The following is a 20,115-nucleotide window of genomic DNA, read 5'->3' on the forward strand; positions in this document are numbered from 1 at the left end:
CCAAATATTATTACATAGGCTAACTATCTATTTCCAGGCCGTGCGGTGGGATGCCCGCCACATGCCGCAACTGCGCAGTCAGCTCATCGCGGCCGAGGTCGACCGCGGCGACGCGACGAAGACCGCGCTGACCGATCTCGAGATCGCCGGATTCCTCTCACTACTGGGCGGCGCCGGCGCCGAAACAGTTGCCGAGCTCGTGGGTATCGCCGCCGCACTGTTCGCCGATCACCCCGATCAGTGGCAGGCCCTACGTCCCGATCGGGCCCCTCGGAGGCGTTCACGGGAGCAGGAGACCCCAGTAGATCGCCCAGAGCACGAAACCTGTTCCGCCGCCGACCATTACCGCCCATCGGGTCCGTGCGCCGGCGGTCGCTCCGGCCAGCGTTCGGTGTCCTCGCGCGACGACGAGGCTCAGTGCGATCACCGCGCACACGGCGAATATCTGCAGTGCCAGCCATGGCAAGGTGCGTCCGAACAGCAAGGGGCCGAAAGAGGTGGCGCGGGTCGTGAGGATATAGCCCAGTTGGACGACGGCGCCGCCGATACCGATCACCCCCGCGGACACGAGTATCCGCGCGGGCCGCCGGTCCGGCAGCCGCCAGGCCCGCACGGTGCCGGTCAGGGCATAGCCACCGAACGCTAGAACGATCGCGCCCAGCAGCACCAGGTTCGCCGCGGCCGACTCCCACCAGGCCACCGGTCCGAGGTCGCGCACCGGACGCCCCTGCACCACGGGTCGATCCACCCGCGGCGTGGCAGCCGAACCGGGCAGCCCGTTCACCCACTCACCCAGGAGTTCGCCGTATCCCGGCGCCAGGCCGGGCAGTTTGTCGAAACCGTCGGTGGTCGGCTGCCCGCCGTGCTGAGCGCCGGGCAGGGTGACCAGCGTGTAGTTCGTCTTCCCGACCCGGTCGAACGCCGCCCGGAAACCACGCAGGCTGTCACCCGGCGGGGTCAGCCGATCCTGCTCGCCCCAGATCGCGAGCACCGGCTGCGCGATCTGTTCCAGCACCGGAATCGGGTCGTAGTCGGCCTGCGCGAACAGCCCGGCCCCGACCAACTGTCGAATCCCGTTGCGCGCCAGCACGTCGACCATCGATCCGCGCACTCCCGCCGCACCGAACCTGGTCTCGTTCGCCCACGCCTGCTGTGCGGCGGGCGCGACCGAGTTCGCGCCGATCGTGATCAGGAAAGCGGCGTCGGTGGACCGCGAAGCGGCCAGCGGTGCGACCCATCCGCCCTCGGACAACCCCCACAGGCCCACGCGGGTGGGATCGACTTCCGGCCGACTCCGCAATGCGGCCAGACCCGCCAGCGCGTCATCGGCCAGCAGCGAATAGTCGCGGTGCGCCGGCGTATACCCCTCGGTGCGCTTCTCGTAGCGCAGCGCGACGATCCCCGCGCGAGCGAAAGCATCGGCGACCTGGTCGTATTGAGCGCCCCGGCCGTCGCCCGAACCGTGGACGAGCACGACACCGGGCCGTCCGGTGGCGGCGGCCGGCGCGTGCACAGTGCCGGTCGTCGTGGTGCCGTCGCCACGGGTGAAGGTGATATCGACGGTGGTGCGTTCCTGCGCGTGTGCGTATGGCATCCCGCAACACACCGTCGCGATCATGATGGCGGACACTGCGATACGCCGGACTGTCGAGAGCATCGTGGTCCTACTCGGCCGAGGTCGCGTCGGGCGCGGGGAAAGCGAGAAAACGAGTCAGTACGCGGCGGGTGCCGGGCCGGTCCCGCTGGTGGGTCGCCTGGAAACGCTTCAGCAGCGCCAGGTAGTCCTCGAAGAATTCCTCGATTTCTGCGGGCGTCGCATAGATCGCGCCCCGCGAGAAGGGCATGAGGTCCGCCCACTCACCCATCTCCGCGCGTTCGGCCTCGAACCGCCGGAACATCTCGATATCGTCGGCGAGGTGTTGCGCGAACAGCCGTTCCAGCAGCTCGCGTACCTCCGGGGACTGTTCGCGATCCATCCGGTACCGCAGATCCTTGGCCGGCGAACGCCACCACCGCTCCTTCCCTTTCGCCAACTCGGGAGCCTCCTCGATGAACCCGTGTTCGGCGAGCTGTCGCAAGTGGTAGCTGGTCGCTCCGGTGCTCTCGCCCAGCAGCGCGCCGAGCGCGGTGGACGTCGCGGGGCCGTTCTCGGCGAGCGCGCGCAGGAGTCGCTGACGTAAGGGATGCGCCAGCGCGCGGAGCGCGGCCGGATCGGCGATCTCCCTGGGTGGTATCTCCTCGGACAAGGGTCGAGGCCTGTCTCGCCGTTCAGGCCTCGAAGCGCATGCGCCGCAGGCGCGAGTCCCGAGGCCCGAACGGCGAGACCAAGGGGGCCTCGACCCCGCGCCGCCGCAGATCAAACACAGCGTTCGATGATTGTCGCGTTGGCGGTGCCGCCGCCCTCACAGATGGTGAGCAGCCCGTAGCGGCCGTTGATGCGCTCGAGTTCGTTGAGCAGCGAGGCGAAGAGTTTCGCGCCCGTCGCGCCGAGCGGGTGGCCCAGGGCGATCGCGCCACCGTTGACGTTCACCTTCTCGGGATCGGCGCCGGTTTCTTTCAACCAGGCCAGCACCACCGGGGCGAAAGCCTCGTTGATCTCGACCACATCGATATCGTCGATGGTCAGGCCGGTCTTCTCCAACGCCCACTTGGTGGCCGGGATGGGCGCGGTGAGCATGTACAGCGGGTCGGCGCCGCGGGCGCTGACGTGGATGATGCGGGCGCGCGGGGTCAGGCCGTATTCCTGGACCGCCCACTCCGAGGCGAGCAGTGTGGCGCTGGCACCGTCGGAGATCTGCGAGGCCACGGCGGCGGTGAGCGGGCTGCCCTCCTCCAGCGCGGGCAGCGAGGCCATCTTCTCCAGGCTGGTCTCGCGCGGACCCTGGTCGATCCAGAAATCCCCCACCGGCACGATCTCGTTGTCGAACCGGCCCGCTTTGATGGCGGCCCGGGCGCGCTCGTGGCTGCGCAGCGCCCACTGCTCCATATCCTCGCGGCTGATCCCCCACTTCTCGGCGATCATCTGCGCGCCGCGGAACTGCGACACCTCACCGGTGCCGTAGCGGTGATCCCAGCCCTCGGCGCCGACGAACGGCGAATCGAAGCCGTACTCCTTACCCGCGATCATGGCGGCGGAGATCGGGATGGCACTCATGTTCTGCACGCCACCGGCCACGATGACCTCGGCGGTACCGCTCATGATCGCCTGGGCGCCGAAATTGATGGCCTGCTGGCTGGATCCGCACTGACGGTCGACGGTGACCCCCGGCACCTCTTCCGGATACCCGGCGGCCAGCCAGATGGTGCGGCCGATATTGCCGGCCTGCGGGCCGACATTGTCGACACAGCCGACGATCACATCGTCGACCCGCGCCGGATCGATCGAATTGCGCCCGAGCAGGCCCTGGAGCGCGGCGGCACCGAGATCGGCCGGGTGGACCTGCGCGAGCGCGCCGTTGCGCTTACCGACCGGGGTGCGCACCGCGTCGATCACATACGCCTCGCTCAGCGGCGTATAGGGGCGGCGGGCAGCTGTTGCCATGGATTTCTCCTAATCGGTGTGGCCCGGCACGGTGAGCCCGTCGAGCACGATGGTGAGGTACTGCTTCGCGAGGGTGTCGACGGTGACCGAACCGCCGCCCGGCCGATACCAGCGGACCGCGACCCAGACCGTGTCGCGCAGGAAGCGGTAGGCCAGATCGATATCGAGTTCGGCGCGGAAACTGCCGTCGGCGACACCGCTGGTGAGGACCCGCCGCCAGAGTTCGCGGAATTCACGGTTGTAGTCGTCGATATAGGCGAACCGTTCGGCGGCACGCAAGCGTTTGGCCTCGGACTGGTAGATGGCCACGGCAGCGTGTGAGCGGTCGAAAGCCTCATAGGAGGCCAGTACCAGAGCTTCGAGGGTGGCGCGTGAACTCAGCCCGGCGGCGACGATCTCGCGGTAGCGTCCGAACAACTCGTCCAGGAATCCGCGCAGGATCTCGTCCACCATGCCCTCTTTCGAGGAGAAATGGTGGTAGAGACTGCCGGAGAGGATGCCGGCCGCGTCGGCGATATCACGCACCGTGGTGGCGCGCACGCCCCGTTCGGCGAACAGCTCGGCCGCCAGGTCCAGTAGTTCGGTTCGCCGGGCCGATTTCGAAGGGTCGGGTGCGGTCACCCCGCCATGATACAACCAAGCATTTGCTTGGTAAATGGCGGTAACGATACCTAGCCCGCGAGGCCGAGACGATACCGGCGAGAAGGCCCGAGGTTTCCGGCTCCCCCCTCCTGTCGGAGCCGGACCCCTCGGGCCCATATCTCGGAAGAAGCACGAACTCCGCACTGCTTCCGATCTTTTGGACGCAACAGATCCGGAACCGGTTCCACCACATAGAAATATTCGAACCGGGTTGATCCCGTGCGCTGGCCCGCACACCGGAAATCCCCACGTCGGTCCGGTGCCGCGGCGCACCCGGCCGAACCACGGCGAGCCGGCCGCGCTCGGACCGGCCCCGCTGGACACGACGGCCGCGCCGGTATATTCCGGCGTATGACGACGCCGTTCCCGCAGCGACAGTGGGGCTCCCCGGAGAGCCCGCTGGCCCACGCGGCCGACAGGTTCGCCGGCACGAAGATCGGCTCCCGGGTGATCCGCGCTCTCACCCCACTGGATCGAAAGGTCTTGGAGCGCACCGGCGCCCGCTACACAGTGCTCGGGCCGGTCGGCGCACCCGTGATCCTGTTGACCACGACGGGCCGCCGGTCCGGGCAACCGCGCACCCAGCCGCTGCTGTGCGTGCACGACGGCGCCACGCTCTATGTCATCGGCAGCAATTTCGGCGGTGCCCGCCACCCGGCGTGGACGGCGAATCTGCTCGCCGAGCCGAGCGCGACCGTGTCCATTGCGGGCGAACGTATCCCGGTCACCGCCGCCCGGGTCGAGGGTCCGGAAGCGGAATCTGTTTTCGAGCGTTTCGTAGAGATCACCGGCGCGTATGCCGCCTATCGGGGTCGTACCGACCGTGAGCTGCGCATCTTCGCGCTGACCCGCGCCTGACCGACCTCGACATCTCCTACGGCCGCCTTCCGGTGGCCTCGGACCCGGCAGTCCCCGCCACGGCTCGTCGCCGAGCCCGGCAGCGCCGGTGCCGGCGTGGGCCTTTGTGTGTGCACCGATACCGGCCGGGCCGTGCGGTAGCCGATATCGGCCCGGCAGCCCCGGGCCGATATCCGGCCGGTCACGGGACCGGCCCCGGACCACAGCGCTCAGGCGCGCTGGCTGCTGATCGAGACCACCTCGCCGGTGAGGTAGGTGGTGTAGTCGCTGGCGAGCATCGCGATGGTGGCCGCCACCTCCCACGGTTCGGCCGCACGACCGAAGGCCTCCCGTTCGGAGAGCCGGTCGAGCAGTTCGGTGGAGCTGGTCTTGTCCAGGAAGGCGTGCCGGGCGATACTCGGCGAGACCGCGTTGATCCGGACCCCGAGTTCGGCGGCTTCCACCGCGCTGCACCTGGTCAGCGCCATCACTCCGGCCTTGGCGGCGGCATAGTGCGCCTGACCGTACTGGGCCCGCCAGCCGAGCACGCTGGCGTTGTTGACGATGACGCCGCCGTGTTTCGCGTCGCGGAAATAGTTGAGCGCGGCGCGAGTACAGCGGAAGGTGCCGTTGAGCGTGATGTCGAGCACCCGGTCCCACTGTTCGTCGGTCATATCGACCACCGGCGTCTCACCGCCCAGCCCGGCATTGTTGACGAAGATATCGACTCCGCCGAGCGCACCGGCCGCACCGCGCACCAGTTCGTCGACCTGCCCCGTGCTGGTCACATCACAAACGATCGCGGCGACTTCCCGGTCGGCGAATTCCTCGGCCAGTTCGGCCCGGGTGGCCGCCAACCGGCGTTCGTGCCAGTCCGAGACCACCACATCGGCGCCTTCGGCGAGCAGCCGGCGAGCCGTCGCGGAGCCGATCCCGGTACCGGCGGCAGCGGTGACCACGGCCCGGCGGCCGGTGAGCAGTCCGTGTGCCGGGGTCTGCTGGGGCGCGACCGACAGCGGCCCGCTCACTGCCGGGCCTCACGGGGCAGGCCGAGCACCCGCTCGGAGATGATGTTGCGCTGCACTTCGTTCGAACCTCCGTAGATCGTATCGGCGCGGGTGAACAGATACAGCCGCTGCCATTCGTCGAGATCGCCGTCCGCGGCGACCAGTCCGGCGGCACCGCGTACCGCCATGGCGAGTTCGCCGAGCCCGCGATGCCAGTTCGCCCACAGCAGTTTGCCCACCGAGGCCTGACCACCGTCGTCCGCGGTCTCGGCCATGGTGCGCAGCGCGTGCGCGCGCAGCACCCGCAGCCCCACCCAGGCCCGGTCTATCTTCTCCGCGAGCAGCGGATCGTCGAGGGCACCGGATTCGCGGGCCAGATTCTCGATCGCGGCGAGTTCCCGGGCGAAGCGGATCTGCTGGCCGAGCGTGGAGATACCGCGTTCGACATTGAGAGTGCCCATGGCCACACGCCAGCCGTCGCCCGGTTCGCCGACGACCAGGTCGGCGTCGGTGCGGGCGTTGTCGAAGAACACCTCGTTGAATTCGGAGGTGCCGGTGAGCTGGACGATCGGGCGAACCTCGATACCCGGCTGATCCATCGGTACCAGCAGATACGAAAGACCTTTGTGACGTTTGGAGCCCGGTTCGGTGCGGCAGACGGCGAAACACCAGTCGGCCACGTGCGCCAGCGAAGTCCAGATCTTCTGCCCGTTGATCGACCACTGGTCGCCGTCGAGCCGGGCCGAGGTGGCGACCGCGGCGAGATCGGAACCGGCGCCCGGTTCGGAGTACCCCTGGCACCACAGTTCGGTGACGGTGCGGATCCCCGGCAGGAAGCGGTCACGCTGCGCGTCGGTGCCGAAGGCCAGCAGTGTCGGCCCGAGCAGCTCCTCACCCACATGGGAGACCCGCGCGGGCGCGTTCGCCTTCGCGTACTCCTCGTGGAAGATGATCTGCTGCGCGACGCTGGCATCGCGACCGCCGTATTCCACCGGCCAGCCCAGACAGGTCCAGCCGGCGGCCGCCAGCGCGCGGTCCCATTCCAGGCGTTCGTCGAATGCCTCGTGTTCGCGGCCGGGTCCGCCGAGCCCGCGCAGTTCCCGGAATTCTCCGTTGAGCTGCTCGTCGAGCCAGCTCCGCACCTGATCGGCGAATTCGCCGTCGTTCAGGGCGGCCACGCTGGTCCGCTCGGCCGTCGGCCGCGCCCGGGCGGCGGGTTCGGCCGATTGCCGTCCGCCGTCGCGACCGGTACCGGATTCTGAGGTCTGGATAGCACCCACGCCGGTAGGATAACCTACCAAGCACTTGCTTTGTAGACCGCAACTCGCAGACCGCGCACCGCCCACGGCCGCACGACATCGAGGACACCCGTGACAACCCCTGCGCACACACCACCGACGGACCGGACCACCCCCCTGGCCCTGCACGCCGCCGCCCGGAGCTACGGCGCGGCGCCGGCACTTGCCGACGGCCCGGTCCGGCTCGACTGGAACCAGCTGCTCGGACAGGTACAGGACGTGGCACGCGCGCTGCTCGCCCGCGGTATCCGCACCGGAGACCGCATCGGTATCTGGTCGCCCAATACCCACCACTGGGTGATCGCCGCCCTGGGCGCGCACTACGCGGGCGCCACTCTGGTCCCGCTCAACACCCGCTACGTCGCCGACGAGGTCGCCGATGTGCTGCGGCGGGTCGATGCCAAAGCGCTCTTCATCGCCGGCACCTTCCTGAAACGGGACCGGCTCGCCGAACTGCGCGCGGCCGCGCCGGATCTGCGGATCGACACCGTGGTCGTACTCCCGGTCGAAGGCACCGAGGAGGCGGTCGGCGACGCGCTGAACTGGTCGGATCTGGAGGCGGCCGGTGCCGGCGTGAGCCGCGAACAGGCCCGGGAACACGCCGAATCGATCAGCCCCGAGGATCTGTCCGACATCCTGTTCACCTCCGGCACCACCGGGCGCAGCAAAGGCGTGCTGATCGCGCACCGCCAGACCCTGTCCGCGGTCCGCGGCTGGACCGAATGCGCCACGCTGAACAGCGACGACAACTACCTGATCGTCAACCCGTTCTTCCACAGCTTCGGCTACAAGGCCGGAATCATCGCCTGCCTGCTCACCGGGGCGACCATGGTCCCGCAGATCGTCTTCGATGTGCCGACCACCATGCGGCTCATCGATCAGGAGAAGATCACCGTCCTGCCCGGCCCGCCCACCATCTACCAGTCGATCCTGGATTTCCCGGACCGCGGCGAGTACCGGTTGGACAGCCTGCGGGTGGCGATCACCGGGGCCGCGCCGGTACCGGTCGTCCTGGTGGAACGGATGCGATCGGAACTGGATTTCGATGTGGTGCTCACCGCTTACGGGCTCTCCGAATCCAGCGGTTTCGCCACCATGTGCCGGGTCGACGACGATGCCGAGACCATCTCCGCGTCCAGCGGCCGGGCCATGGCCGGGTTCGAGCTGAAACTCAGCGAGGTCGGCGAGGTACTGCTGCGCGGACCCAATACGATGCTCGGCTATCTGGACGATCCGGAGAGCACCGCGAAAACCGTCGACCCCGACGGCTGGCTGCACACCGGCGATATCGGCGAGATCGACGACCGCGGATATCTGAAGATCACCGACCGCCTCAAGGACATGTACGTCAGCGGCGGCTTCAATGTGTATCCCGCCGAGATCGAACAGGCACTGGCCCGGCTGGACGGTGTCGCGGTATCCGCGGTGGTCGGCGTGCCGGATACCCGGATGGGCGAGGTGGGCAAGGCCTTTATCGTCCGGAAACCGGGCGCTTCGCTCACCGAGGACCAGGTGTTCTCCTACGCCACCAAAGCACTGGCCAATTTCAAGGTGCCCCGCTTCGTCGAATTCCGCGACGAACTGCCCTACAACGCCAGCGGCAAGGTGCTCAAACGCCAGCTACGTGAGGAGAATTCGCAATGACGGACAACGGGGCCGCCGACACCGCCGGGAGTATTCCCTACGAGCCGGATGTGGTCACCTACGAACGCCGCGGCGCGATCGCGGTGGTCACCCTGAACCGCCCGGATTACCGCAATGCGCAGAATTCGGTGATGACCTACGCCATCGACGCCGCGTTCGAACGGGCGGTGGCCGACCCCGACGTCAAGGTCATCGTGCTGGCCGGAAACGGGAAGCACTTCAGCGCCGGTCACGACCTCGGTACCCCCGGCCGCGACCATCACGTGAAGTACCCGAACAAGGCCGCACTGTGGTGGGACCATGTGGACCGGCCCGGCGGCGACCAGCGGTTCGCCCGCGAGACAGAGGTCTATCTGGGTATGTGCCGCCGCTGGCGGGAGATCCCCAAGCCGACGATCGCCATGGTGCAGGGCGCCTGTATCGCGGGCGGGCTCATGCTGGCCTGGGTCTGCGACATGATCATCGCCGCCGACGACGCGTTCTTCTCCGATCCGGTCGTGCGCATGGGAATTCCGGGCGTCGAATACTTCGCCCACCCGTGGGTGATGGGTCCGCGCGCGGCCAAGGAGTTCCTGTTCACCGGCGACCGTTTCGGTGCCGACCAGGCCAAGGAATGGGGCATGGTCAACCGGGTCGTACCGCGCGCCGAACTGGAATCGGAGACCATGGCGCTGGCCGAGAAGATCTCCGCCATGCCGCAGTTCGGGCTGGCATTGACCAAGAAAGCGGTCAACCAGTCCGAGGATCTCATGGGTATGCGCGCCGGTATGGACTCCGTGTTCGGCCTCCACCATTTCGCACATGCGCACAATGCCGAGGTCGGCACGGATTCACTGGGCGGTATGAACGCCAAAACGATGGCGCAGGCGAGTTCGGCCGCCGCGAAGAAAACTGATGGGAAAGACTGAATGGACCTCGATCTCGACGAAGGCACCCGGGAATTCCAGCGGGAGGTCCGCGAATTCCTGGCCGTGAACGTTCCACCGGAACCTCTGCCGTCCATGGACACCGAAGCCGGGTTCGAAGCCCATCGCGCCTGGGAGCACACCCTGGCCGAGGCCCGGTTGTCGGTGGTGTCGTGGCCGGGCGAGTTCGGCGGGCGCGACGCGTCACTGCTGGAATGGGTGCTCTTCGAACAGGAGTACTACGCGGCGGGCGCGCCCGGCCGGGTGAGTCAGAACGGTATCTTCCTGCTGGCCCCCACCCTGTTCGAACACGGCACACCCGAGCAGCTGGCGCGGATCATGCCGCGGATGGCGCGCGGCGACGATATCTGGGCGCAGGCATGGTCGGAACCGGAAGCCGGCAGCGATCTGGCCGGTATCAGGTCCACCGCCAAACGCACCGACGGCGGCTGGTTGCTCAGCGGCCAGAAGACCTGGAGTTCGCGCGCGGCATTCGCCGACTGGGCCTTCGGCCTGTTCCGCAGCGACCCCACCGCCGAACGGCACCGCGGTCTCACCTATCTGATGTTCCCGCTCACCGCCGACGGTGTCACCGTGCGCCCGATCCCCCAACTCGACGGTGAACCGGGTTTCGCGGAGATCTTCCTCGACGATGTGTTCGTCCCGGACAGCGATGTGATCGGTGCCCCGAACGAGGGCTGGCGGGTGGCTATGAGCACCTCCAGTAACGAACGCGGTCTCTCGTTGCGCAGCCCCGGCCGGTTCAGCGCGACCGCGCAGCGGCTGATCGACCTGTGGACCGAGCGCGGCGATACCGGCACTGCCGCCCGGGACGCGGTGGTGGATGGCTGGATCGGCAGCGAGGCCTACCGGCTGCACACCTTCGGCACCGTCACCCGCCTGAACGAGGGCGGCAAACTCGGTGCCGAATCGTCGATCACCAAAGTGTTCTGGTCCGAGCTGGATATCTCGATGCACGAGACCGCACTGGAGCTGCTGGGCGCCGAGGCCGAGCAGGAGAGCCGCTGGACCGACGGCTATCTGTTCTCACTGTCCGGCCCGATCTACGCCGGCACCAATGAAATCCAACGCAACATCATCGCCGAGCGGCTCCTCGGCCTACCGAGGGGAAGCAGCCGATGAAATTCGCGCTCAGCCCGGAGCATCTCGACTTCGGTGCCAGTATCCGCAAACTGTTCGAATCCGGTTCCACCACCGCCGCGGTGCGGGCGTGGAGTGCCGACGATCCGGCGCCCGGCCGCGCGCTGATCGAACAGTTGGCCGCCGCCGGGGCATTCGGCCTGACCATCGGTGAGGAATTCGGCGGCCTCGCCGCCGAACCGCTCGACCAGATAGTCGCCTTCGTCGAGATCGGCCGCGCCGCCGCGGCCGGACCGCTGGTGGAATCGGCCGCGGCCGTTCCCGCGCTGCTGCAGGCGCTGGCGGCCACCGACCAGGAACCCGCCCGGCGCTGGTTGCCGGGTATTTCCGAGGGCACGCTCGCGGCCACCGTGGCCTTGCGCGGTCGCGGCGGTCGAGCGGTGGCCGTGGACGCCGACCGGGTCGACCTCGTCCTGCTGGTCGACGGTGATCGGGTGAGCACCGGCCGGATCAGGGAACAGGTCCGCTCCGTGGACCCGGCACGCCGGCTGTTCGTGGTCGAGGCCGAGGAGCTCGTGGCCGAGGGCCCGCAGGTGGCCGCGGCCGCCGCGGCCGGGTTCGACGCCGGCGTCCTGGCCAACGCCGCGCTGCTGCTCGGTGCCGGCAAGGCGCTGCTCGATGCGTCCACCGAATACGTGAAACAGCGCAAGCAGTTCGGTCGGCCGATCGGTGAGTTCCAAGCCCTCAAACAGAAACTGGCGGATGTCTTCATCGGCCTCGATCTGGCCGAACCACTGCTGTACCGGGCGGCGCTGACCACCGCGACCCCCAACCGGGCCCGCGACACCTCCGCCGCGGCCGTGGCCTGCGCCGACGCCGCCTACCGGGCGGCGCGCAGCGCCCTGCAGGTACACGGCGCCATCGGCTACACCGCCGAATACGATCTGTCGCTGTGGCTGACCCGGGTCACCGCCCTGCGCACCGCCTGGGGCACCCCGGATCTGCATCGGGGCCGGGTGGCCGACGCCCTGCGCGCCCCGGCCGCGGCCGACCCGTCGGGCGCGCTCACCTGACCAGAACCAGCAGGCAGCGGCGACAACGGACGGATGCGCTGCCGGTGTCCGTCCGGAAGACACGGGAGAAGAGATGATCAGCGAGGAACAGCAGGAGCTGGTGACGGCGGTCCGGGGACTGCTGACCAAACGGGACGCCCGGGCCGGTATCCGCAAGGCCATGGACACCGAACTGGGTTACGACCCGCAGCTGTGGGCGCAATTGTGCGAACAGGTCGGGGTGGCCGCATTGGCCATACCCGAGGAGTTCGGCGGGTTCGGTGCGGGACTGGCCGAATCCCTGCTGGTGGTCGGTGAACTCGGCCGGACCCTCGCCGATGTGCCGATGCTCGGATCGGCTGTGCTGGGGGCGCAGGCGGTGCTGCTCTCCGGGGACACCGAGGCCTGCGCGCGTCTGCTCCCCGCTGTCGCCGAGGGGAGCGGCACGCTCGCCGTCTGCTGGGCCTCGGCGAAAGGCTGGGACGATTTCGGGGTCCGGGCCGACGGCGACACCCTCGACGGAACGGCGCACTACGTGCTGGACGGCACCGTCGCCGACACCCTGATCGTGGTCACCGGAACCGGCCTGTTCGAGGTGGACCCGGCCGCCACCGGTGTCGAACGGCGCCGCGTCGCCGCCATGGATCCCTCGCGGGCCCTGTCCGAGATCTCCTTCACCGCGACTCCCGGCCGCCGGCTGGGCGATGCGGATCCGGGGCCGATCATCGAACGGCTGCACCGGATCGCCTGGGCCGCCGTCGCCGCCGAACAGGTGGGTGCCGCCGAGTACTGCCTGGAAGCGACCGTGGAGTACACGAAGTCACGGGTGCAGTTCGGCCGGGCCATCGGCAGCTTCCAGGCCCTCAAACACCGGATGGCCGATATGTACGTACTCGCCGAGTCCGCGAAATCCGCGTCGCTGGCCGCCACCTTCGCAGTGGCCGAGGATGCCGCTTCGGCGCCGGAGGATGTCTGGGTCGCTCGGCGGCAGTGCTCGGAATCGTTCTCCGAGATCGCGTCGGAAACCGTGCAGCTGCACGGCGGCATCGCCATCACCTGGGAACACGACGCGCACCTGTACTTCAAACGCGCCCACGGCGACGCCGAACTCTTCGGTGTTCCGCGCCGGCCGCTGGTCGACCACTGACGGCACAGCGTTCATCGACTCACCGCCGGCTCGGCCGCCTCGGCTACCCGCCGGAAGGCCGAGCCGGTCGGCGATCCGGGACTCGCGCAGTACACGATCATCCGCTGGTCGGTATCCGGTACGTGTAGCACCTGACATTCGAAGTCGAGCTGCCCCAGATCCGGGTGGGGCACCTGCTTGCGATGGGTGCGCCGCACCGCGACGTCCTGGGCGGCCCACAACTGCGCGAACCGCGGTGCGGTAGCGAGCAGTTCGGTCACCAAGCCGGTCACCGAGGGATTTCCCGGATATCGAGCACAGGTGGCGCGCAGATCGGCGACCGTGGTCCGGGCGAAGGACAGGATCTCCTCGTCGTCCCATCTCGGATCGTCCGCGGGCTGCCGGAAGATCCAGCGGACCATATTGCGTTCGGACCCCGGCAGGGTGGCGAGATCGCCGATGAAGGGAACCGCACACCGGTTCCAGGCCAGCACTTCGTAGGCGGCGTCGACGATATAGGCGGGAAGCGGCACCATTGCGTCGAGAATCGTGCGCACAGCCGCGGACACGATCCGGTTCGGGCCGACGATATCCGGCGCCCGATAGCCCGCCGTCCGGTACAGATAGGCGCGTTCGTCACCGGTGAGCATCAGCGCCCGGGCCAGCGCACCGAGGACCTGCTCCGACGGCCGGGGCCCACGCGCCTGTTCCAGCCGCACGTAGTACTCCACCGAGATACCAGCCAGCTGCGCGACCTCCTGGCGGCGCAACCCCGGAGTACGCCGCCGGCCCGTCTCGGGGAGCCCCACATCGCGCGGACGCAGTTCGTCGCGCCGGGCCCGCAGGAACGCGGCGATAGCGATGGCGTCGGTCATCGTCCCATTCTGGGCTGTCCGGCCCTGTCCAGCGTGGTACAGCCGATACCACGTTCGCCCGGGACTCCCTGCCCGGCGCCCGCCGATGGAACCTTCTGCCCATGACGACAATCGCCTTGATCACCGGAGCCAACCGGGGCATCGGATTCGAAACCGCCCGCCTGCTCGCCGAACGGGGAGCCACCGTGTTGATCGGTGCCCGCGATTCCGGCCGCGGCCGGGCGGCCGCCGAGAAGCTGGCCGCGGGCGGCGGGGACGCCCGGTTCCTCCGGCTGGATGTGACCGATGCCGATTCCATCGCCGTCGCGGCGTCCGGTATCGACACCGAGTTCGGACACCTCGACATCCTGGTGAACAACGCCGGTATCCCCGGCCGGCTCGACGGTGACGGCACGCCGTCCGCGACCACCCCGGACACACTGCGGGAAGTATTCGAGACCAATGTGTTCGGGCCGGTCGCTGTCACGAACGCGATGCTGCCGCTGCTGCGCCGGGCCACCGCCGCCCGGATCGTCAACACCTCGAGCGAGGTGGGGTCGATGGCGCTGGCCGCCGATCCGGACGGCCCGCTGTGGCCGATGGCGGCCATCACCTATCCCACGTCGAAGACCGCGCTGACGATGATCACCCTGATGTACGCGAAGGAGTTGCGCGATACCGCGATCAAGGTCAATGCGGCCAATCCCGGCTACTGCGCGACGGATTTCAACGGCAACACCGGTTTCCGCACCGCCGCGCAGGGCGCCGAACCGGTCGTGCACCTGGCGACACTGCCCGACGACGGGCCGACGGGACAGTTCTGGGGCTATCGCTGGGGCGCCGCGGACAGTGCGGAATACGGACCGCTGCCTTGGTGAAAAGGTGCCGCCCACGCCGCCGGGGGCCGGTCCGGTGGGAATCCGGCCTGATCGGTGGTATCCATTCGCACCGCCACCCGCCCGGTGTTCCGGCGCTTCTCGATGGATTCGATCGCGGTGGCGATCGGTTCGAGCGGGTAGACGGTGTAGCGCGGGCGGATCCGGCCGCTCGCGTGCAGCCGCCACAGCTCGGCGCGGTAGGCGTCGACGAGTCCGGCTCGGTGCGGGCGAGCAGCCCCATCGAGAAACCTGTTACGGTCTTGTGCTCCGCGAGCAGAGTTCCCGCCTCCACCGTGCCGCCGCCCGCGCTGTAGACCACCAGTCGCCCGCGCGGCGCCGGCGCTTCGACCGCCCGCGGTACCAGCGCACCACCGACACCGTCCACGATCACATCGAACCGTTCGTGCCACGGCTCGTCGTAGCCGAGTACGGCGTCGGCGCCGCATTCGCGCACGAAGTCGGCCTTGTCCGCCGAACCGGCCGCGCCGACCACCCGTGCGGCGTCCATGATTCGCGCGAGCTGCACGGCGAGATGACCGGATCCGCTCGCCGCGGCTGTCACCAGCACCGATTTCCGTGCCAGGGAACCGGCCGCGTGCAGCGCCCCGGTCGCCACCAGGCCGCCGCGCACCAGCGCGAGCGCGGCGGCGGGGTCCGCCTCGGCGGGTAGTTCGGTCACCAGGGCCGGGTCGGCGAGGACGTAGTCGGCATAGACCTCGTCGAGAACCACACCACCCACGTCCTTCCCGAGCCAGGTAGCGGGAAGTCCGGGGCCGACCTCGATCACCGTGCCCACCATCTCTCCGCCGGGCCGGTGGCTGCTGCCGGTCCGCAGCAGCCGGACCAGGCCTAGATGGACACCCACCAGCCGGGTACGAACCAGCAACTGTCCCGGGCCCGGAGCCGGCCGCGGGACATCTGCGGTTCGGAGGTTCTCGCTGTACCGGATACTGCGCACGACTCCGCCTTTCCTTTTCGCCGCCGGGAAGACCAGCGATCACCCGTGCGGTCCGTGGGCCGAAACGGGTGTCGAGCCGACCACTCCGGCAGTCGGGCCATCCCGTGCCCGGGGCATCTCCGCGCTGGCCGCCTTGCGCGACGAATACGTGGCCGCCGCAAGACGTTCCGACGCCCTGGCCGGTTTTTCCGGCCCCGGCTTCTGCCGCATGATCGCCGACAGTCCCACGCTGGTGGCCAGACTGCGCGAATTGCACGAACTCCGCGAACAGGCACTCGGCGCGGTCCTGCCCGGTGACGAGCTCACCCGCCGGGCGGCGGCCGCCCAGTTCGGTGCCGCCCACCGTCTGCTGTTCCAGCGAGTCCAGGAGCTGACCCTGCGCGGGCTCCCCGTCGAGCGGATCGTGGCCAGGACGGTCGAAGACGCCGGCCGGGTTTTCGATCTGCTCGAACCCGGGCTCGGCGATTACGCGGTCGCCTGAACCTCCCGACGCGGCATCCGCCGGTAACGGTGCGATCGCCGTGAAAAAGGATTGCGCGGCGTCGAGGGGCGTGCCAGAGTAACCGAAACAGCGAGTCGTGAAGGAGGTGGAGAACGTGACGGTCGCCCGGATTGCCGTGGCGCGGCGAACCGTATCGGTTCGTACCGCCCCGTCGTTCTCCCTCTCGAATTCCACTCGCTGAGCCCGTCGGGCTCGGTGCCCGACGAAGGATCTTCTTCCGATGGTCGACTTCGACCCACTCGTCCCTTTCGGCTGGACTGAAGCCGTAGCCGCGCAGTGTCTCCCCCTCCTTGAAGCCGATTGCGTTCCCGCGCGCATCGTCCGGATGGATCGCGGCGAATGTGATGTCGTGACCCCCACCGGCCCCGCCCGGGCCACCTGTCCACGCGCGGACTCGCCGGTGAGCGGTTTGTGCACCGGCGACTGGGTGAGCCTGGACGCGCGTTCGCATGTCCGCGCGCAGCTGCCCCGACGCACCGCCATCACCCGTTCGGCCGCGTCCGGGCGGTCGGAGAGCCAGGTACTGGCCGCCAATGTCGATACCGTGCTGATCTGCGCGCCCGCCGACGGCGACGTGGATCTGGGACGGATCGAACGCATGCTCGCCCTGGTCTGGGAGAGCGGCGCCCAGCCCGTGGCCGTGCTCACCAAAGCCGACGCCACCGAGGACCTACCGCTCGACGAGGTGCGGGCCGTGGCGCCGGGGGCCTCGGTCCTTGCGGTCAGCGCGACAGCCGGTCTCGGGCTCGATGTGCTGACCGCCGTGCTGGACGGCACGGTGGCGTTGCTCGGGCCCTCCGGCGCCGGTAAATCCACCCTGGCCAACGCGTTGCTCGGTGCGGAGGTCTTCGCCACCGACGCGGTGCGCGCGGCCGACAAGAAGGGCCGGCACACCACGGTGCATCGCGAGCTGCGGCCGCTGCCCACCGGGGGCACCCTCATCGACACCCCCGGGCTGCGGGGGATCGGTCTGTGGGACGCGGCCGAGGGCATCAGCCGGACGTTCAGCGATATCGAGGAGCTCGCGGCGGGCTGCCGGTTCGCCGATTGCGCCCACGACGCCGAACCGGGTTGCGCGGTCCGCGCGGCGATCGACGCCGGGGAAGTCCCCGAACGGCGACTGCGCAGTTATCGCAAGCTCGGCAAGGAGAACGCCTGGATGGAGGCGCGGTCGGACAAACGACTGCAGGCCGAGCGCAGCCAGGTGTGGCGGGGTATCGCCAAGGAGCAGCGGCGGATGTATCGCGAGCGCGGTAACCGGCGCTGACCGCGCATTTCGGTACGCACGAACATCGTCGGGTGTGGCCTGCTTCCGAACCCTCCGGAAGGAGGCCACCACCACGAAATAGGTGCGGCCGTATTCGTACCTCGGCGCGGACCGCGGACGGTCAGACCGCCAGTGTCGGAACTTCGTATTTGCGGCACCAGGGATCGCGGGTGGCGAGCACCAGATTTTCCGAACTCGCCTGCGCCAGCAACATCCGGTCGAACGGATCGCGGTGGATCAGCGGCAGCCGACCGGCCGCGATGGCGTGTTCTGCATTGATCTGCAACAGAGTGAAACCGCTGTCGCGTACCCGCTCGGGAAGATCGGCCGGCCCGTGCAATCTCCCACCCGAATGCTTGATCGCCACTTCCCACACCGAAACAGCACTCACGAACACATCCGGATCGCGATCGAGCCGATCTTTGATCTCGTCGGCGAGTGTCGGATCGTCGGCGAGCCACCACAGCACAACGTGGGTGTCCAGCAGCAAGCTCACCGTGGAATGCCGAAGTCGTCGGCTATCGCCTCGTTCGTCTCATCGGAGTCCCAGTCTGCGTCGAGCGTGAGCGTTCCACGCAACGATCCACGGCCGGTACGGTCGGCGCGCCGGACCAGCGGCACAACCTTGGCCACCGGATGGCCGGCACGGCTGATCACGATTTCCTCGCCGCGCTCGACTCGTTCCACGATTCGCGACAAGTTCGTCTTCGCGTCGTGGATATTGAACTGCTCCGCCGCGTTTCCGGCCATGGCCACCTCCTTAGCTAACAGGTTAGCCCACTGGCACTTTTTCCCAGAGCGCCGCAGCGAACCGGGCCGGGCTCCCGTTCACACACGAGCCCGGACGGATGTCCGGTGGAATCCGGCCGTTTACTCGGGTACTTCGAGAACGCCCTCGTCGACGGCCCATTTGATGGTTTTCTGCAACCGTTCGCAGGTATCGGGCCGACCGGGCCCGTAGCCCTTGGCACTCAGTTCGGCGAAGACCGGGCAGTGGGTGGCGGGGTTCTGCGACCACTGCACCGAGGTCTGCCGGGAACTGCTCTTGCGGACCCGTACCTCGATGTGGCAGGCCTGACACCGCAGCGGTGTCAGGCCGTCCTCCAGGTACCGTTCCTGGTCCACGACCGTCTGGGCCCGCACCTCGGCCCGCCGGGCGGGCTGGTCGGCGAAGTCGGGTGCTTTCGCCCAGCTGGTCATATCAGACTCCTGCCTCCGCCTGGTCGGCGTCCGCTTCTTGTTCGCGTTTGCGCCGCAGGTTCTCTTCGACCTCGGCTTCCCATGCCTCGTTCGCCTTCGTGGTGTCGACCTCGAATTCGAACCGCTGGGTCATCTTCTCGGTCACGTCCGCGATATCGACGTAGAACTGGTCGTACCAGCGCCGCAGCTGATAGACCGGGCCGTCTTCCTCGCAGAGCAGCGGATTCTCGACCTTGGACTTGTGCTTCCAGATCTCCACGTCCTGCAGGAATCCGTCGCCGAAGAAATCGGCCATGGTCTTCGCAAGATTCTGGGCGGTCGCATCGTCGAGGCCCTTGGGCTTCTCGACGGTCAGGCCCCACTGCAACATGAACGAATCCTGCGATACCGGATAGTGACAGTTGATCAGCTGGACTTTGATCTCATAGCCACCGTAGCTGTTGATCAGCGGATTGATCATATAGGAGGGGCCGAAATACGACGCCTCCGATTTCAACAGCTGCTCACCGGCGTACTTTGCGCCCGCACCGACATCCGGGCGCCCCTTGGTCTCCAGGAACTGAGTGGCCACGTGCCCCTCGAAAACGTTCTTGAAGTAGGTGGGGAACGCGTAGTGGATATAGAAGAAGTGCGCCATGTCCACGACGTTGTCGATGATCTCGCGGCAGTTCGCGCCCTCGATCAGCAGGTTGTTCCAGGTCCACTGCGTCCAGCCGCTGTCGAGTTCTTCGACCGGGTTGCCGTCGGCATCGGTGTAAGGACCCTCGATATGCGGAATGGTGACCTCGGGCGGAGGTTCGTTGCCTTCGTGGTCGTGCCAGACGAAGAACTGACCGTTGCGTTCGAGAGTGGTCCAGCGCCGGGTCCGCGCCAGCGGCGGTACCCGCCGGGCGTAGGGAATCGAGCTGCATCTACCGTTCGCGCCCCAGCGCCAGTCGTGGAACGGGCAGGCGATATCGTCGCCCTTCACCTCGCCCATGCTGAGGTCGCCGCCCATATGGCGGCAGTAGGCGTCGAGTACGTGCAACTCGTCGGCACTGTCGGCCCATATCACCAGTTTGGTTCCGAACGCCTGCACCGAATGCGGTTTGCCGTCGCGGAAATTCTCCGCCAGTCCCAGGCAATGCCATCCGCGCGCGTAGCGGGTGGGGGCCGAGCCGACATCGAGTTCCCGGACCTTCGCACCGCCGCCCGGCGTGCTTGCTGCCATCGCAATTCCTCCTCCTGCTGTACTAGAACACGTTACAAAACTGGCGCCTCGAGCGCCAGCTATTCGCGCCACATCCAGCACATGTCGCATATT

Annotated in this window: 20 protein-coding genes and 1 pseudogene; 9 read left to right on the plus strand and 12 right to left on the minus strand. The window is 68.1% G+C overall.

Going from position 1 to position 20,115, the window contains the following annotated elements:
• Positions 1-280: 280 nt before the first annotated feature.
• From ACWCPQ_RS23315 to ACWCPQ_RS23330, 4 genes are all read right to left on the minus strand, one after another.
• Entirely contained in the window at positions 281-1,594 is a 1,314-nt protein-coding gene (locus ACWCPQ_RS23315) for an alpha/beta hydrolase family protein (protein WP_449902253.1), read from the minus strand.
• A gap of 70 nt (positions 1,595-1,664) precedes the next feature.
• The gene (locus tag ACWCPQ_RS23320; RefSeq protein ID WP_449902255.1) at positions 1,665-2,246 is read right to left on the minus strand and encodes an ArsR/SmtB family transcription factor; all 582 of its coding nucleotides are present in this window, start codon (positions 2,244-2,246) and stop codon (positions 1,665-1,667) included.
• Positions 2,247-2,356: 110 nt separating this feature from the next.
• The gene (locus tag ACWCPQ_RS23325) at positions 2,357-3,508 is read right to left on the minus strand and encodes an acetyl-CoA C-acetyltransferase (RefSeq protein WP_449902434.1); all 1,152 of its coding nucleotides are present in this window, start codon (positions 3,506-3,508) and stop codon (positions 2,357-2,359) included.
• A gap of 42 nt (positions 3,509-3,550) precedes the next feature.
• Positions 3,551-4,162, minus strand: coding sequence for a TetR/AcrR family transcriptional regulator (locus ACWCPQ_RS23330; RefSeq protein ID WP_449902258.1), 612 nt, complete (start codon positions 4,160-4,162; stop codon positions 3,551-3,553).
• A 372-nt stretch (positions 4,163-4,534) separates the two neighbouring features.
• Here ACWCPQ_RS23330 and ACWCPQ_RS23335 point away from each other — a divergent pair, with 372 nt between their 5' ends.
• Positions 4,535-5,041 (plus strand): nitroreductase/quinone reductase family protein, encoded by a 507-nt coding sequence (locus tag ACWCPQ_RS23335; protein ID WP_449902261.1) that lies wholly within the window; start codon positions 4,535-4,537, stop codon positions 5,039-5,041.
• Between the two features lie 209 nt (positions 5,042-5,250).
• Here ACWCPQ_RS23335 and ACWCPQ_RS23340 read toward each other — a convergent pair whose 3' ends face one another.
• A complete protein-coding gene (locus tag ACWCPQ_RS23340; RefSeq protein ID WP_449902263.1) occupies positions 5,251-6,048 on the minus strand; it encodes an SDR family oxidoreductase in 798 nt (265 codons plus the stop codon).
• The gene (locus ACWCPQ_RS23345; protein WP_449902436.1) at positions 6,045-7,205 is read right to left on the minus strand and encodes an acyl-CoA dehydrogenase family protein; all 1,161 of its coding nucleotides are present in this window, start codon (positions 7,203-7,205) and stop codon (positions 6,045-6,047) included. The genes ACWCPQ_RS23340 and ACWCPQ_RS23345 overlap by 4 nt, the downstream gene beginning before the upstream one ends.
• Before the next feature lie 192 nt (positions 7,206-7,397).
• Between ACWCPQ_RS23345 and ACWCPQ_RS23350 the strand changes: the two genes are divergently transcribed.
• The 5 genes from ACWCPQ_RS23350 (at position 7,398) to ACWCPQ_RS23370 (ending at position 13,174) form a co-directional block, all read left to right on the plus strand.
• Entirely contained in the window at positions 7,398-8,969 is a 1,572-nt protein-coding gene (locus ACWCPQ_RS23350) for a FadD3 family acyl-CoA ligase (RefSeq protein WP_449902265.1), read from the plus strand.
• A complete protein-coding gene (locus ACWCPQ_RS23355) occupies positions 8,966-9,877 on the plus strand; it encodes an enoyl-CoA hydratase (RefSeq protein ID WP_449902268.1) in 912 nt (303 codons plus the stop codon). The genes ACWCPQ_RS23350 and ACWCPQ_RS23355 overlap by 4 nt, the downstream gene beginning before the upstream one ends.
• A complete protein-coding gene (locus ACWCPQ_RS23360) occupies positions 9,878-11,017 on the plus strand; it encodes an acyl-CoA dehydrogenase family protein (RefSeq protein ID WP_449902271.1) in 1,140 nt (379 codons plus the stop codon).
• On the plus strand, positions 11,014-12,048 hold the full coding sequence (locus ACWCPQ_RS23365) for an acyl-CoA dehydrogenase family protein (protein WP_449902274.1): 1,035 nt from the start codon (positions 11,014-11,016) through the stop codon (positions 12,046-12,048). Before ACWCPQ_RS23360 ends, ACWCPQ_RS23365 begins: the two co-directional genes overlap by 4 nt.
• A 73-nt stretch (positions 12,049-12,121) precedes the next feature.
• Positions 12,122-13,174 carry an acyl-CoA dehydrogenase family protein gene (locus ACWCPQ_RS23370; RefSeq protein WP_449902276.1) on the plus strand — a complete coding sequence of 351 codons (1,053 nt, stop codon included), beginning with the start codon at positions 12,122-12,124 and terminating at the stop codon, positions 13,172-13,174.
• 11 nt (positions 13,175-13,185) lie between these two features.
• On the opposite strand, the gene ACWCPQ_RS23375 is transcribed toward ACWCPQ_RS23370, so the two are convergent.
• Complete coding sequence (locus ACWCPQ_RS23375; RefSeq protein ID WP_449902278.1) at positions 13,186-14,028, minus strand: helix-turn-helix transcriptional regulator; 843 nt, start codon at positions 14,026-14,028, stop codon at positions 13,186-13,188.
• Positions 14,029-14,129: 101 nt separating this feature from the next.
• On the opposite strand from ACWCPQ_RS23375, the gene ACWCPQ_RS23380 reads away from it, so the two are divergent.
• Positions 14,130-14,885 carry an SDR family oxidoreductase gene (locus tag ACWCPQ_RS23380; protein WP_449902280.1) on the plus strand — a complete coding sequence of 252 codons (756 nt, stop codon included), beginning with the start codon at positions 14,130-14,132 and terminating at the stop codon, positions 14,883-14,885.
• Positions 14,886-15,129: 244 nt separating this feature from the next.
• Here ACWCPQ_RS23380 and ACWCPQ_RS23385 read toward each other — a convergent pair.
• Positions 15,130-15,684: pseudogene (locus tag ACWCPQ_RS23385) on the minus strand (zinc-binding dehydrogenase); the annotation flags it as partial.
• A 292-nt stretch (positions 15,685-15,976) separates the two neighbouring features.
• On the opposite strand from ACWCPQ_RS23385, the gene ACWCPQ_RS23390 reads away from it, so the two are divergent.
• Both ACWCPQ_RS23390 and rsgA read left to right on the plus strand, forming a co-directional pair.
• On the plus strand, positions 15,977-16,324 hold the full coding sequence (locus ACWCPQ_RS23390; RefSeq protein ID WP_449902282.1) for a hypothetical protein: 348 nt from the start codon (positions 15,977-15,979) through the stop codon (positions 16,322-16,324).
• A 241-nt stretch (positions 16,325-16,565) separates the two neighbouring features.
• Positions 16,566-17,612, plus strand: coding sequence for a ribosome small subunit-dependent GTPase A (rsgA, locus tag ACWCPQ_RS23395; protein WP_449902283.1), 1,047 nt, complete (start codon positions 16,566-16,568; stop codon positions 17,610-17,612).
• Positions 17,613-17,733: 121 nt separating this feature from the next.
• Here rsgA and ACWCPQ_RS23400 read toward each other — a convergent pair whose 3' ends face one another.
• The 4 genes from ACWCPQ_RS23400 to ACWCPQ_RS23415 form a co-directional block, all read right to left on the minus strand.
• Entirely contained in the window at positions 17,734-18,108 is a 375-nt protein-coding gene (locus ACWCPQ_RS23400; RefSeq protein WP_449902285.1) for a type II toxin-antitoxin system VapC family toxin, read from the minus strand.
• Positions 18,105-18,362, minus strand: a complete 258-nt coding sequence (locus ACWCPQ_RS23405) for a type II toxin-antitoxin system Phd/YefM family antitoxin (protein ID WP_449902287.1) — start codon at positions 18,360-18,362, stop codon at positions 18,105-18,107. The genes ACWCPQ_RS23400 and ACWCPQ_RS23405 overlap by 4 nt, the downstream gene beginning before the upstream one ends.
• Before the next feature lie 120 nt (positions 18,363-18,482).
• The gene (locus ACWCPQ_RS23410; protein WP_449902289.1) at positions 18,483-18,812 is read right to left on the minus strand and encodes a hypothetical protein; all 330 of its coding nucleotides are present in this window, start codon (positions 18,810-18,812) and stop codon (positions 18,483-18,485) included.
• 1 nt (position 18,813) lies between these two features.
• A complete protein-coding gene (locus tag ACWCPQ_RS23415; RefSeq protein ID WP_449902292.1) occupies positions 18,814-20,022 on the minus strand; it encodes a Rieske 2Fe-2S domain-containing protein in 1,209 nt (402 codons plus the stop codon).
• Between the last annotated feature and the right edge of the window lie 93 nt (positions 20,023-20,115).

This window comes from Nocardia sp. NPDC001965 (assembly GCF_053594175.1).